The sequence below is a fragment of the Silvanigrella sp. genome, assembly GCF_044369315.1.
Taxonomy (GTDB): Bacteria; Bdellovibrionota_B; Oligoflexia; order Silvanigrellales; family Silvanigrellaceae; genus Silvanigrella.
Genome location: NZ_JBIPMD010000002.1, coordinates 1 through 15209 on the forward strand (window position 1 = coordinate 1; position 15209 = coordinate 15209).

Consider the following 15209-nt stretch of genomic DNA (forward strand, 5'->3'; position numbering starts at 1 on the left):
AAAAGCAACTTGCTCTGACAATTTTAAAAGTCTATTTTCCATCTCCATTTAAATCTCCTCCTCAAAAGGAGATTTAATTCTGGATTTATGCTTTGTAAAAATCACTTATTGGGAGGACACACGGACAAAGGAATCATAACTTTCAAGAACTTCAATAAAATAAATGACTTCACTAATATCTGTTACTTTATTTACATCTCCAAAACACTCCCTAATATTGCTATAATTTAAATCAATTATCATTCCTGTTTCATTTGCTTCTTGCGTAAATCCCAACGTCGTTAAAATATCATTGCAATCTAATGGAAAAGAATTTGGACCAAGCCAAAGTGAAAATGGATTTGGAGAAAAGTAATTTATAAGTTTTTTAAGTGAGGACTCAAGATAAATAGGATTTACTTTATTCAACCAAGAAATATTAAACATGGAAGTTAAATAAGGGGACTTAGTAACTTGAAAACCGTCAAATTCTTCCACTTTACAGTTTTCAAGTAAATTAGGAATGCAAAAAAATTTAGCCCGAATCGTCTCTTCACATTTATCAATTAAATTTTTCATAAACGAAACACCAAAAATATTTAAAGTAACGTTGCTGCTATTGTAGCAAGAGCTGAACGCTCTCCTTTTACTAAAGAAACATGTCCCGCAATGGCTTCTTGTTTCATTCTCTCCACCACATAGGTAAGACCATTTGAAGCAGCATCTACATAAGGATTATCAATTTGATAAGGATCTCCCGTTAATATAATTTTTGTATTTTCACCTGCACGCGTTAATATTGTTTTAATTTCATGTGGTGTTAAGTTTTGAGCTTCATCAACAATAAAAAATTGATTCGGAATAGAACGACCTCTTATATATGTCAGAGGCTCAACTTCCAATATTCCTTGATTTATAAGCTCATGATAACTTTGAGACAATCGTTTTTGTCTTCCTTGAGAAACACCACCTAATAATAATTCTAAGTTATCAAAAATAGGCTGCATCCAAGGATTCAATTTTTCTTCTAAGGTACCAGGTAAGTAACCAACATCTCTCCCTAAGGGAAAAATAGGCCTACTCACAAGAAGTTTTTGATATTTAGACTCATCTGTGGTTTTTTCTAATCCTGCTGCAATGGCTAATAATGTTTTACCAGTACCTGCTGTTCCTACCAATGTAACAAGCTTCACATCATCATCAAGTAATAAATCTAAAGCAAAACTTTGTTCCAGATTTCTTGGATAAATTCCCCAAACAAAATCTTTGCCCCCTAAGTTTAAATTCTTTAAATTTCCTGTTACATGATCATATTTTCCATAAACAAACTGAAGAGGATCTTTTGAATCTCTTAAAATAACATATTGATTAGGCATCAAGTCATATTCTTCTAAAGAAACAGAACCTGATGATAAATATTTTTTAAGAATTTCAGATTCTACTTCAAATTCTACAATACCTGTATATAGTTCTTCGATATTTACTTTATCTGCTTCAAAGTCAGAGACGCTTACTCCCAAAGCATCCGCTTTAATACGCAAGTTTGAATCTTTTGTAATTAAGATAACAGGCATATTACCAACCTGTTTCTTTAGTATAAGAGCTACGCTAAGTATTAAATTATCTGGTTTCCTTTCAAAATGAGCAGGTAATAAGGCCATATCAGATTCTAAAACGACATAAACTTTTCCACTGTCTCTTTTGTCATTAAAAAGGGGGATTCCGTTACTTAAAGATCCTCTTTCACGTAAATCATCCAAAATTCTTGAAAAATGACGTGCATTTCTTCCTGTTTCACTAAGGCCCTTCTTAAATGTGTCTAATTCTTCAATTACGGAAATTGGAATATACACATCATTATCTTCAAAAGAGAAAATGGCACTTGGATTGGATAACAACACATTTGTGTCTATTACAAATTTCTTTTTCAACCCTATACCCCTTTCGACAAATAATTCGATCCAAAGAGGGATCGCGCTCTTACAAGAAATCAATTCTTACTCTATCATTCCATGAGAATGGTTTGAGGTTAACAGATACAGGCATTTTTTTTTAGTACGAAAGTTGGAGAAAAAAGAAATGGCACAATTGCAATCCAAAGATCTGCTTAATAGTGTTTCAGAAAGTGTGAAACGTGAATTCAAAGAGCAAAAATATATTTTGTCATTCGATGAATTTTTAGATATTTTTAGTAAAGACCCTAGAAAACTAATAAGAAACTCTGCAGAATATATGTTAGATATGTTCAAATATTTTGGAGTTAGTGAAGTTAAACATAGTTATAATATTACCAAAAGACATTTTAAATTATTTGAAAGAATTCGAGGAAAAAATAAACCAGCCATTACTGGCCAAGAAGAAGCACACGAAAGTATATATAGGGTGCTCGAACAATTTGTTAGACAAGGCAAAGTTGACAAACTTATTTTATTACATGGTCCAAATGGTTCAAGTAAGTCTTCGACTGCTGAGTCTTTAGCTAATGCCCTTGAAGAATATTCAAAAACAGAACATGGAGTTGTATATAAATTTAATTGGATTTTTCCATCAGATAAAATTGGCTATGAAGGATTAGGAGACAATTTTAATAAACATATTGGCTTTGGAGATGAAGCTCCAACTCGAAATGGAAGTAAATCATTCGCTCATTTAGAAGATGATGAGATAATGTGTAAAATAGTAAGTGAAATGAAAGAAAATCCTATTTTTATTTTACCGAAAAAAGAGCGTGTTGAATTTTATAAAAAAATTACTTCTAATGCTATGTATAATGATGATATTCCCATGTATCTAGAAGAAGGTGCATTAGGCGCTAAAAGTAAGAAAATTTTTGATTCACTTATAGTTGCCTATAAAGGAGATCTTGAAAAAGTTCTTCGCCATGTTCAAGTAGAAAGATTTTTCTATAGTAGCAGATATCGTGTAGGAATTGCTTCCGTAGAACCACAAATGGCAATAGATGCTCAAGACAGACAAATCACTATGGAAAGAAATATTCAAAATATTCCCCCTGCCCTTCAAAATATTCGAATTTTTGAACCCCAGGGAGAACTCATAGATGCGAACAGAGGATTTATTGAATTTGCCGATTTATTAAAACGCCCGCTTGAAGCTTTTAAATACTTATTAACTACAATTGAAAAAATGAATATTAATTTACCAAGTGGAATAGCTGATCTTGATTTGATCATGATGGCAAGCACAAATGAAAAACATCTTGATGCTTTTAAAAATTCTCCTGATTGGCCTTCATTTAAAGGAAGATTTGAATTAGTAAGAGTTCCATACTTATTATCAGCAAAACTAGAACAAAAAATATATGAAGAAGATATTAAAATAATAGAAAAAACAAAAAAAATTGGCCCACATTCTCTTATATTATTAGCAAAATGGGCAGTTTTAACACGCTTACGTCAACCTGATCCAGATTATTATGATCCTGGTTTAAGAAATTTAATTGCAAGACTTGATCCATATGATAAACAAGCTCTTTATGATGGAAATGAACCATCAAATACCTTTACTGAAATTGAAAAAGGTCTATTAAAAAAGAACGTAGAAGAAATTTTAAAAGAAAGCCAAAGCTCTGTAGCATATGAAGGAAGATTTGGAGCAAGTCCAAGAGAAATGAAGATGTTACTTTATTTTGCAGCACAAAATGAAAGACATGATTCTTTATCAGCCATAGCTTTATTTGATGAAATTGAAAAATTAACCCGTGATAGAACAATTTATGACTATCTACAATTTGAACCACGAGGTGGTTATCATGATTATAGAGAGTTTATTAAGTATATTAAAACACAATACTCGTTACAATTTCATAAAGAGTTTTTGTCTGCCTTAAATTTATATGACGAAGAACAATATATAAAAGCCTTACAAAGATACATGAGAAATGTTTCTGCATTTATTAAAAAAGAGAAAATACAAAACGATATTACAGGAAGAAATGAAGAAGCAAATGAAAGCACAATGGATGAAATGGAAACTTTAATGGGTGCTACTGGCAATAAAAGAGATATCAGAGAAAGACTCGTTGCCAAACTGGCTTCTTGGAGAGTTGAAAGACCAAATGATGAACTTAATTTTGCTAAAGTATTTGAAGCAGAGTTATCGATAATTGCTAGAAGAATATATGAGAGTAAAGAAGATGAAATTAAAAAAATTAAAACTTCTATGATGATGCTTGGTAGCGAAGATTATAATAATTTACCAAAAGAAATTTTTCATCTTTGTGAAAATACTTTTGAAAATCTAGAAAAAATTTATCATTATACAAGGAAAAATGCATGGGAAAGTTTAATATTTATTAATTCTTTAAAAAATAACTATAAAAACTCATAATTTTTTTTATTAAAAGAGTTTATAATGATACTAAAATATTTATTTTTACAAAAATATTCAATATTTTTTATTATCAATTTTATATTTTTCCAAAATATTTGTTATGCAAAAGAGGTAATAACAATATTAACCGAAGAAAAGCCTCCTAATAACTTTGAAAATTCAAATAAAAAAATTACAGGAATATCTACTGAAATTGTAGAAGAAATATTTAATAATGCAAAAATTAAATACAAAATAGAAATTATGCCATGGGCAAGAGCATATGACACTGCTCTTAAAAATAAAGAAATTGGACTCTATTCATTAGCAAGAACACAAGATAGAGAAAAATTATTTCATTGGATTGGCCCACTTATAAAAAATGACTGGGTCTTTTTTTATAAAAAGGAATCTAAAATTAATATAAAAGATTTAGAAGGAGCCAAAAAATACCAAATTGGAGTTTATAATCAAAGCGCATTAGCGAATTATTTATTACAAAACGGATTTAAGTCAAATGAAAACTTAGATATATCAAATGAAGAAAAATTTAATCCCACAAAGCTTGAAAAAGGTCGAATTGATTTATGGGCTACGGGGTTATTAGTTGGTCTATATAATGCTAAATTATTAAATACAAAATTCAATCCAATATTTACAATAAAAGAAACTCAACTATATTTAGCATTTAGTAAAGATACGAATGAAAATTTAATCAAAAAATTAAAAGATTCTTTTAATAAAATTAAGAATAATGAAAAAATTATAAATATACAAAAAAAATACGGATATTATAAAAATAAATAAATTTTATTAAACAAATTATAACATAACAAAATTTAATTTTAAATAAATAAATAAATTGACTTTAAAAATAATTAATTATACATTTTTTCATTCACTAAAATTACTTTTATAATATTAGAAGTACAAATTAACAATTAATTAAAAAATGGAGAAATCGTGATTTTAAAAAAATCTATTCCCAATTTAAGATATACATCCTCAATTTTATGCTCTTTGATTTTATTTTCTTCATGTGGAAAAAAAAATAATAATTTAGATAATAATAGTTTAAATTCGGAATATAAAAATTATTATTCTTTAAGCATAACAAGTAATGATAAGTTAAAATGGGAATTACCAGAATTAACACTAGAAGAAAAAGAAAATCTTATTTCTTCTGTAAAAACTGTTTTTAATGATTATTATGTTAATAGATTGCAAAAAATTACGGATTATCATTATGATGCTCTAAGAGAAGCAAATAAATTAAATATAAATATGAGCTCTGAAGAATTGCTCAGAAAAACAATGTCTATATTTATGAATATACGAGATCTACATACCGGTTTTAAATATCCTTTACCAGCTAGATGTGTCATTGGAGGATTTCCATTAAAAGTAGATTTATCTTATGATATAAATGGAAAAAATGAGAAATTAATCATATCAAAAAAATTAGCTGTAACCACTAATTTTGAGAATCAAAATGATAATTTAAATTATAATGATCTTCAATTAAATGATGAAATTTTGTCTATATCAAATATTGGAATTGAAGGACTTTCAACTGAAGAAATGCCAGCAAAAGTTGCTATAAATGAATTAGGTAAATATACCCGCGGTGCTAATGAAGATGCCTATAAAACCCGGTCAGTTCAAAATTTCTTTTCAAGAAATGGAGCCTATTTAAAAACACCTGAAGGAAGATTTACTATAAAAGTTAAAAAAACTTCGGATGGATCAATTAAAGAATATTCTTTTCCTTGGCAAAACTATAAATCTGCGGCAGATATTTGTAACACAAATAAAACAACTAAAGAAAAATTTAATAATTTTAACAATATAATGAATAATTCTTTATTTTATAAATTAAATAAAACAAACCAAGACGAATCCATAGAAAACTTTTACCAATCAGCAAATTCAAATTCAAATGCAAATATTACAACTAGAATATCTGAAAGAGGAGATAAAAAATTTGGAATTATCAGATTAAATATGTTTATGCCAAGTGGAGATTATGATTTAAATGATTATTTAGTTGCAAGAGAAAAAATAATTAATGAAGTAAATATAATTCGAAGCTTTGTTTTAGAAAATAAAGATAAAATTTCGGGAATTATATTTGATGTAAGAGGAAATGGAGGGGGATATGGCAGTTTTCCTCAACTTATTGCTAATTTATTTACAAATCAATTTGTAAAAAATATGGATGTAAGACCTCTTGTTTCTCAAACAAACAGTGATACTTTTTATAATCTAGAAATGTCCAGATATTATTCTAGAAAAGGAACTAAAGACGAATTAACAGCCCCAATTTTAGATACTGTTAATGAAATGGAAAAATTAATAAACGATAAGTTTGCAAGAAATCTTGTTAATAAAAGGGAAGTTTTACTTGAAGCTGCAGACAGATTCGACGGAGATGAAAATGATGCTCTTCCTCCAAATTACACAAAAGAAAATACAGAAATATTAAAACCAATTTTAACAGTTAAACCTATAGCAGTATTAACAAATAGCAATTGTTATTCTGCCTGCGATGTTTTCACGTCTCTATTTAAAGATTATAAAATTGCAAGAATATTTGGAGAAACAAAACACACTGGCGGAGGAGGAGCAAACGTAATAGAATGGAAAGATTTTTTAATTCCTGTTGTTATTGACGAAAGAGGAACAAAATCATCCATTATTCCAAATGGAAACCCACTTCCTAAAGGCAGTGAAATACGTTTTGCCTGGAATAAAATTAAAAGAGTTAATAATAGTAAAGATGAGCAATACATAGAAGGTAATGGTGTTATCTCGGATTATATTTACAAACCTACAAGCTATGATATTTTAAATAATGATGAAAAAATATTTAATAAAATAATGGATGATATGAGTAATTATAAAAATCCTAAGAAATTCTATTTAAATAGATAAGTTTTATTTTACTCTGTTTTTCTTCCTTTATAAACACTAAAATCAGTTATTTTTTTTTATATTCACATGAAAAATATGGTGAACTAATTAAGAAATCAGCTGAAGCTCGATTACAAGCTAAAGGAACATTCCATACAACAGCAACTCTTAATAAAGCTCTAACATCGGGGTCATGAGGCTGAGCAGCTAAAGGATCCCAGAAAAAAAGAACAAGATCTAATTTTCCTTCTGCTATATGAGCACCAGCCTGCATATCTCCACCTAATGGTCCACTTTCAAAACATGTAACTTTAAAGCCTGTTTCTCTTTCTAATAGTTTACCTGTTGTACCTGTTGCATAAAGTTCATGATCAGCTAGCTTATTGCTGTGCAATACAGCCCAGTCTAGTAACTCTTTTTTTTTGTTGTCATGTGCAATTAAAACTATTTTTTTTTCTTTCTGGTAATATTACTTCTTTATATTTAATTCCCATTTTATAATCCCATAAATTAGTTTAAAATTAAAAGCCATTTTTCAAAATATAATAAAAAATGTTAAAAAATACTACTACTCAAATTACAATATTCTATTTACATTATAATGAATAAAAAATATATTACTATCAAAAAAATATTATTAAAATATATTACAGGAGAAAAAATGCCAATACTCAATGTAAAAGTAAGTGAAAAAACAAAAAGTTAAATAATGATATCAATATTTTATTAATTAATATTACCACAAAAATATTAAAGAAAAAATCTGATGTTACAGCAATTATTATAGAATATATTGATCATGATATTTGGTTTGTTGGTGGAGATTTACTAAGTAACCAAAGCAAAAATTCAATTTATTTTGACATAAAAATCACAGATAAAACAAATACAAAAGTAGAAAAAATGCAATATATTAAAGAAGATTTTGAAGGGTTTGAAGAAATCTTAGGCAATTTACATGAGGAGAGCTATATTTATATTCACGATGTTCGTGCCGCATGCTATGGATACGGCGGAAAAACACAAGAATTTAGATACTACAATAAATAAATAGATATACTATATTATTATTCAACAGTGACACTTTTTGCTAAATTTCTTGGTTGATCTACATCAGTTCCTTTTCTTACAGCAACCCAATAAGCTAATAAATGCATAGGCACTGCTGTTAGAAAAGGTAAAATAATTTCTGAGCATTCAGGAATTGCAATAAAATCGTCTGAAATATTCTGAAGTTCTTTATCCCCTTCTGTACCAACGGAAAGAATACGCCCTCCACGAGCTCTAATTTCTTCTATATTACTTATTGTTTTTTCATAATATGAATCTTTTGGTGCCAGACAAACGACACTCATATCTTCATCAATCAATGCAATTGGACCATGTTTTAACTCGCCCGCCGCATAGCCTTCTGCATGTATATAAGAAAGCTCTTTTAATTTTAAAGCTCCTTCTAATGCAACTGGCCATTGATGTCCTCGTCCAATAAATAATAAACTATTAAGGTTATAATATTTAATTGAAATTTCTTTTATTCCATTTGATAACATTAATACTTTTTCAAGAAAACTTGGTACCTTAATCAATTCATCGATATATTCGGAGATTTTATGGCTATTTAATTTTTTTTGCTCCTGAGCAATAGCTAATCCTAAAAGAATTAATGACGCCAATTGAGCCGAAAATGCTTTTGTACTAGCAACTCCGACTTCAGGACCCGCATAAATAAGACTTTGATCATCACAAACATGAGCAATACTACTTCCAGGAGCATTTATAATGGCTAAAGTCTTTGCTTTATTTTCTTTTGCAAACTTTATTGCCTGAAGAGTGTCAATTGTTTCGCCACTCTGAGAAACAGCAATACTCAAAGTATGTGAGTTCACTGTAGGTGATCTATAACGAGATTCACTTGCTAATTCTGTTTCAACGGGAATACTAGTAAATTTTTCAATAAAGTAACGTGCTAAACATCCTGCATAATAACTTGTTCCACAAGCAATAATTTGAATTCGATTCATTTCTTTTAAATTAATATGATTTATACCATAAGCTTTTAAATTTATTTTACCAGTATCAAGATCATATCTACCATTAATAGTTTGCGCTACGGCTTGTGGCTGTTCATGAATTTCTTTTAGCATATAATGATCAAAGCCATTTTTATCCAACATACTTGTTGACCAAGAAACAGAAATAGGATCTCTTTTTACAGACTTTCCTTCGAAATCTACAATAGAAATATCTTTTGAAGTAAGATAAGCAATTTCTTTATCTTCCATAATAATAATTTGGCGTGTATGATCAACTAAAGCAGTAATTCCAGAAGCCATATAATTTTCATTTTCTCCAATACCTAAAACAACTGGAGACCCATATTTTACGACAAATAAAGTATCTGGAACATCGGTGCATAAAATACCAAATGCAAAGGCCCCTCTAATTTGAGATACTAATGAAAAAATTGATTTTTTCATTCTTTCAAGAGGGTTTTGTATATTTAGATTTTGCTTAAATTCATAATTTAATAAATGAGCAGCTACTTCAGTATCAGTCTCGCTATGAAATTTATAACCTTTATTCATTAAAAATTCTTTTAACGGTTTGTAATTCTCTATAATTCCATTATGCAATAAAATCATATTTTCAGAGCGATGAGGATGAGCATTTAATTCTGTTGGTTTTCCATGTGTAGCCCAACGCGTATGGCCAATTCCAATTTTTGTTGATTTAGGTAACAATTCTAGTTTTTTTTGCAAATTAACTAGCTTGCCTTCTGCTCTTTGTATAAAAACTCCATCAGAATTCATCATTGCGATACCCGCTGAGTCGTATCCTCTATATTCTAGTCTTTTGAGGCCATTATAAAAAAATTCAGGTGTTGCGCCTTCACCAATATAACCTATAACTCCACACATATAATACCTCGTTCCATAATTATATTTTTTATTTATTTGAAAATTTTTCTTTAAATTTTATTTCCATTTCTGCTAACTGTTCCTGAGAATTTATCCCAAGAAATTCTAATTCATCTTTTCCAATTAAATAACCAACTTTTTTTCCTGAACTTTTAGATAAAACAGGTAAATCTGTTAAATAATATTCTTTTGCTGCATTTTCATTTTTTAACAATGGAAACATTTTTTGCATTTCTAAATAATTTGCACATAAAAAACCTGAATTGCATAAATTAATTTTTTTCTGGTCTTCACTACAATCTTTTTCCTCACAAATAGCAAGAAATTCACCCTTTTTATCTGTAATAATTCTTCCGTATCCAAAAGGATTTTTTGCTTTAAATACAAGAACAGAAAAAGCATTCTTATTTTCAGAATGATAATTTAAAAATTCTATAAATGTAGATCCTTTAACAGCAGGAGTATCACCATAAGCAATAAGTATATTCAAAGAATTTAAATTTTGACTCACTTCTTTGTCAAAATATTTTGCAACAGAATCAACACCACAGCGAGCCGCATGTCCAGTACCCAGTGGTACATCTTGATAAGCAAAATGAATTTGAGTTTCTTCAGAAAATTTATAATTAGAAATGATTTCTTCAACCATGGTTTGGGTTGGTGAAATAACTATCACAATTTTTGATACACCAGCTTGAATAAGAGATTCTATTGCCCAAATAACGAGTGGCTTTCCTAATAAAATATGGGCAACTTTGGGAATCTTAGAGTTCATTCTTTTGCCCATTCCAGCCGCTAAAACAATTCCAATTGTATATTTTTCTTTAGATAAATTTTGATGCGACACAAATGAATTCTCCAAAATAAATATAAATAAATTTAGATCTCAAATGACGGATCATAAAAATGCAAAATACAGAGACTCTGAGTTTTACACAATAGCCAAAAAGAGGATTTATTTTTTTCTGCGGTTTTTAAAAAAAGATTTTAAAATATAAGAAGATTCTTCTGCGCATATGCCTGAAACAATTTCACATTTATGATTTAATCGATCATCATTTAGTATGTTTGTTAAACTTCCTACAGCACCTGCTTTTGGATCTTGGGTAGCAAAAACAACTCTTGGAATTCTTGCCAGAATAATAGCACCAGCACACATAAAACAAGGTTCTAATGTAACGTACAAAGTACAATCTTGAAGTCTCCAACGTGAAAGTTTTTTGCATGCTTGCTCAATAGCAAGAAGCTCTGCATGGGCTGTGGCCATTTTTTCTGTTTCACGTAAATTATAAGATTCAGATATAATTTGATCTTGAGAATTGACAATAAGGGCTCCTACTGGAACTTCACCTTTAGCAGCTGCTAAATTTGCCAATTCAATGCACTTATTCATGTATAAAATATCAAGATTTTTGGTTTTAGGTTGGATTGCTTCAGTGGACAATAACACACCTGTTTTAAAAAGGTGGCGGAGCGAGAGGGATTCGAACCCTCGGAAGAGTCTCCCCTTCGCGCCCTTAGCAAGGGCGTGGTTTAAGCCAACTCACCCATCGCTCCCAAGGGAAAAATATAAATGGCGCGCGGTAAGCGATTCGAACGCCTGACCGCCAGATTCGTAGTCTGGTGCTCTATCCAGCTGAGCTAACCGCGCTATGCATTCTAACCTTCGAGAAAAAATCCTCGATTGCCAGAGTGTTCTGTGGTGTACAAAATCAACTCACATTAGTCAACATACAATCTCACTTTTTTCTTGTACAGAAATTATTGGAAGAAAAACTTCTATTACTTTATTGCATTATAGATTCAAAAAAAGTCCTAGAAACATTTGATTCTTTTGTGTTATGCCTTGTCAGATTCTTGCCTATATGGCTAAGTAATTCATTTTACCAAGAAACTTTTCTCCGAAAGGAATCCACGTGCCCTCTACCCGCATGATCAAAAAAGCAAGAATGATAATTATAACACTTCTAAGCACTTATTCTCTTACTTCCTTAGCGAATTCCATAAAGCAAGCCCCTCCTAAAATTTGTATGGTTCTTGATAAAGGTGGAAAAGATGACCACTCTTTCAATGAGTCTGCTGTAAACGGCTTTAATAAATCTTTAAAAGAACTTGCAATTAGCAAAGATAGTAAATTTGTTGAACCCAAAAATGACAATCAAATTTCTAATTTCTTTAGAAATTTTGCCACTTCTATGAATTGCGATTTAATTATCGCTATTGGTTTTAATCCATCAGACTCTATCCCTGAGCTTGCTTTAAAATATCCAAATAAAAAATTCTTAGTTGTTGACACAAACCTTGAAGAAAAAAACAAAGCAAAAAATATCCGCTCTATTACTTTTCAAGAACATGATGGATCTTTCTTAGTTGGCGCAATTGCTGCCATGAAATCGACTTCTGGAAAAGTTGGATTTATTGGTGGTATGGATATTCCACTCATTCACAGATTTGAAACGGGCTATACTGCCGGCGCTAAATACATCAATCCAAAGATAAAAATAACGACATCTTATGTTGGTATTACTCCTGATGCTTGGAATAATCCATCAAAAGCAAAAGAGCTTGCTTTAGCCCAATATAATGAAGGAACGGATGTTATTTTTCAAGTTGCCGCTAACTCTGGACAAGGCGTGTTCGATTCTGCTGAACAAATGAACAAAAAAACAAACCATAAAAAACAACATTATGCTATTGGAGTAGACTCCAACCAAAATTGGATTAAACCTGACATTATCATCACTAGCATGGTTAAAAGAGTTGATAACGCTGTGTATTTTACAATTAAAGATTTTGTTGAAAATAAATTTACGTCAGGACATACCGCATTCGGCCTTAAAGATCGTGGTGTAGATTGGGCTTATGACGAACACAACAAAAAATTCTATACAAGTTCGCAAATTAAAGAAATAAACAGTATTAAAGAAAAGATAATAAACGGCAAAATTACGGTTCCAGATTATTATGAACAGGAAAAGAAATAAATTTTCCTTCTAATTAAGGATATTGCTTTTATGAAAAATTTTCTTTCTCCATTCTATTTTTTATCTTTATTCCCTTTATCCGCCTTTTCAAATACGGAACCTAAAATTTGCATGGTTCTTGATAAAGCGGGTAAAGACGATCACTCTTTTAATCAAGAAGCTTATAACGGATTTCAAAAAGCATTTAAAAGTTTACCAATTTCTAGAGAAAGTAAAGTAATAGAAGCAAAGGATGAAAATCATTTAAATCAAACAGTAAGATCTTTTGTTAAAGGAAAATGCTCTATTATTTTTGCTGTTGGCATAAATAATGCTGACACCATTAAACTTATTTCGCCTCAATTTCCAGAACAGAAATTTGTAGTTATAGACTCAAATGTAGATAAAAAAAATGTACGCTCCATTGTTTTTAGAGATGAACAAGGAGCTTTTTTAATGGGAGCAATTGCTGCCATTAAATCTAAAACAGGATCTATAGGTATTATTGGTGGAATGAATATTCCATTAATTCAAAAATTTGAGACCGCATATACTGCTGGTGCAAAATATGTTAATCCCAAAATCAATGTTTTAATTGGATACGTTGGTATATCAGTTGAGGCTTGGAATAATCCCACAAAAGCTCAAGAAATAGCTTTAAGCCAATTTGATCAGGGGGCTGATATTATATTTCACGCAGCAGGAGGTTCGGGGCTCGGTGTATTTAATGCAGCTGAAAAAGCAAATAAAAAAAATACTAAAAAATATGCCATTGGATGCGATTCAAATCAAAATTGGATTAAACCCGGCATGATATTAACAAGTATGACAAAAGATATAGAAAAATCGGTTTTAGATACAATTCAAAATATAATTGATAATAAATTTACAACAGGTCTTTACACATATGATATTTCTAATGGCGGCATTAACTGGGCATTAGATAAATATAATAAAGAATTATTTACTGAAGCTGAAATTATAAAAATCAATCATATTAAAAATGAAATTGCATTAAATAAAATTCAAACATTAAGCAAAGAGGCGAAAAATTGAAATGAAGTCCACAAGAATATTTAAAAAAAGTTTTTTTCTTTTACCAACATTTGGTATTTTAAATATTTTATCTTTAAATTCCAATGCTTCTACAAAAACAGAACTACCTAAGATTTGTCTTGTATTAGATAAAGGCGGCAAAGATGATAAATCATTTAATCAATCCGCTTATGATGGCTTTATTAGAGCACAAAAAGAACTAAAAATATCTAAAGAAAGCAAATATGTTACTGTTACCAATGATGCTCAATCTCAAAATTTCATCCGTTCTTTTTCTAATGGTGAATGTGGACTTGTCATAGCTGTTGGATTTAATAATGCTGATTCTGTTGGGAAAGTTGCAAAAAAATACCCAAATCAAAAATACGCTTTAGTTGACTCTACAATTGATGAACCAAATATTAGATCTATTTCTTTTCAAGAACACGAAGGAAGTTTTCTAGTTGGTGCCATTGCTGCTATGAAATCTAAAAGCGGAAATGTCGGATTTATAGGTGGAATGGAAATTCCATTAATTAAACGCTTTGGTTTAGGTTTTGAAGCTGGTGCTAAATATATAAATCCTAAAATTAAAGTAACTGAAACCTTTGTTGGCATAACTTCTGCCGCATGGAATAATCCTACAAAAGCAAAAGAAATTGCTCTTTCAATGTACACGCAAGGCACAGATGTTATTTTTGTCGCTGCAGGTGCTTCATCACAAGGTGCATTTGATGCTGTAGAAGAGGCCAATAGAAAATTTTCTAATAAATTTATTATTGGAGTTGATTCAAATCAAAATTATATAGCCCCAGGTCTTGTATTAACAAGCATGGAAAAGAAAGTAAATTTAAAAGTATTTACTGCTATAAAAGATTTTGTGGATAATAAATTCACTACTGGAGTTATTAAATATGGATTTGCAGATGGTGGAATTGATTGGTCATATGATAATTTTAATAAAAAATTATTTAAAGACTCAGAAATAAAAGAAATAAATCGAATTAAAAAAGATATCAATGATAATAAAATTATTGTTCCTGATTTTTATAAAACCAGTAAAAATTGAATC

At 29.9% G+C, this 15209-nt stretch carries 12 protein-coding genes, 2 tRNA genes and 1 pseudogene; 7 read left to right on the forward strand and 8 right to left on the reverse strand.

What is annotated here, in order from left to right:
* Positions 1–105: 105 nt before the first annotated feature.
* Positions 106–558, reverse strand: coding sequence for a hypothetical protein (locus tag ACIQ56_RS00215; protein ID WP_397599070.1), 453 nt, complete (start codon positions 556–558; stop codon positions 106–108).
* A 20-nt stretch (positions 559–578) separates the two neighbouring features.
* Positions 579–1910, reverse strand: a complete 1332-nt coding sequence (locus tag ACIQ56_RS00220) for a PhoH family protein (protein WP_153420259.1) — start codon at positions 1908–1910, stop codon at positions 579–581.
* Positions 1911–2058: 148 nt separating this feature from the next.
* On the opposite strand from ACIQ56_RS00220, the gene ACIQ56_RS00225 reads away from it, so the two are divergent.
* The 3 genes from ACIQ56_RS00225 (at position 2059) to ACIQ56_RS00235 (ending at position 7242) form a co-directional block, all read left to right on the forward strand.
* Positions 2059–4326, forward strand: a complete 2268-nt coding sequence (locus tag ACIQ56_RS00225; protein WP_397599071.1) for a hypothetical protein — start codon at positions 2059–2061, stop codon at positions 4324–4326.
* Positions 4327–4350: 24 nt separating this feature from the next.
* Positions 4351–5115, forward strand: coding sequence for a substrate-binding periplasmic protein (locus ACIQ56_RS00230; RefSeq protein WP_397599072.1), 765 nt, complete (start codon positions 4351–4353; stop codon positions 5113–5115).
* Positions 5116–5271: 156 nt separating this feature from the next.
* A complete protein-coding gene (locus tag ACIQ56_RS00235) occupies positions 5272–7242 on the forward strand; it encodes a S41 family peptidase (RefSeq protein ID WP_397599073.1) in 1971 nt (656 codons plus the stop codon).
* 46 nt (positions 7243–7288) lie between these two features.
* Here the strand turns inward: ACIQ56_RS00235 and ACIQ56_RS00240 are convergent, their stop codons facing one another.
* Positions 7289–7669 (reverse strand): methylglyoxal synthase, encoded by a 381-nt coding sequence (locus ACIQ56_RS00240; RefSeq protein ID WP_397599109.1) that lies wholly within the window; start codon positions 7667–7669, stop codon positions 7289–7291.
* Between the two features lie 213 nt (positions 7670–7882).
* Between ACIQ56_RS00240 and ACIQ56_RS00245 the strand changes: the two are divergent.
* Positions 7883–8271 (forward strand): annotated as a pseudogene (locus ACIQ56_RS00245) (tautomerase family protein).
* Positions 8272–8288: 17 nt separating this feature from the next.
* On the opposite strand, the gene glmS reads toward ACIQ56_RS00245, so the two are convergent.
* The 5 genes from glmS to ACIQ56_RS00270 form a co-directional block, all read right to left on the reverse strand.
* Positions 8289–10139, reverse strand: coding sequence for a glutamine--fructose-6-phosphate transaminase (isomerizing) (glmS, locus tag ACIQ56_RS00250; protein ID WP_397599074.1), 1851 nt, complete (start codon positions 10137–10139; stop codon positions 8289–8291).
* Positions 10140–10167: 28 nt separating this feature from the next.
* Complete coding sequence (locus ACIQ56_RS00255) at positions 10168–10986, reverse strand: NTP transferase domain-containing protein (RefSeq protein ID WP_397599075.1); 819 nt, start codon at positions 10984–10986, stop codon at positions 10168–10170.
* Between the two features lie 108 nt (positions 10987–11094).
* A complete protein-coding gene (tadA, locus tag ACIQ56_RS00260) occupies positions 11095–11532 on the reverse strand; it encodes a tRNA adenosine(34) deaminase TadA (protein WP_397599110.1) in 438 nt (145 codons plus the stop codon).
* 73 nt (positions 11533–11605) lie between these two features.
* Positions 11606–11696 (reverse strand) — tRNA-Ser (locus tag ACIQ56_RS00265).
* A 17-nt stretch (positions 11697–11713) separates the two neighbouring features.
* Positions 11714–11790: transfer RNA gene (locus ACIQ56_RS00270), tRNA-Arg, on the reverse strand.
* Between the two features lie 265 nt (positions 11791–12055).
* On the opposite strand from ACIQ56_RS00270, the gene ACIQ56_RS00275 reads away from it, so the two are divergent.
* Genes ACIQ56_RS00275 through ACIQ56_RS00285 form a run of 3 tightly spaced genes read left to right on the forward strand, consistent with a single transcriptional unit; the run spans position 12056 to position 15206 of the window.
* Positions 12056–13123, forward strand: a complete 1068-nt coding sequence (locus ACIQ56_RS00275) for a BMP family protein (RefSeq protein WP_397599076.1) — start codon at positions 12056–12058, stop codon at positions 13121–13123.
* 30 nt (positions 13124–13153) lie between these two features.
* A complete protein-coding gene (locus tag ACIQ56_RS00280; RefSeq protein WP_397599077.1) occupies positions 13154–14158 on the forward strand; it encodes a BMP family protein in 1005 nt (334 codons plus the stop codon).
* Between the two features lies 1 nt (position 14159).
* A complete protein-coding gene (locus ACIQ56_RS00285; protein WP_397599078.1) occupies positions 14160–15206 on the forward strand; it encodes a BMP family protein in 1047 nt (348 codons plus the stop codon).
* Positions 15207–15209 lie beyond the last annotated feature (3 nt).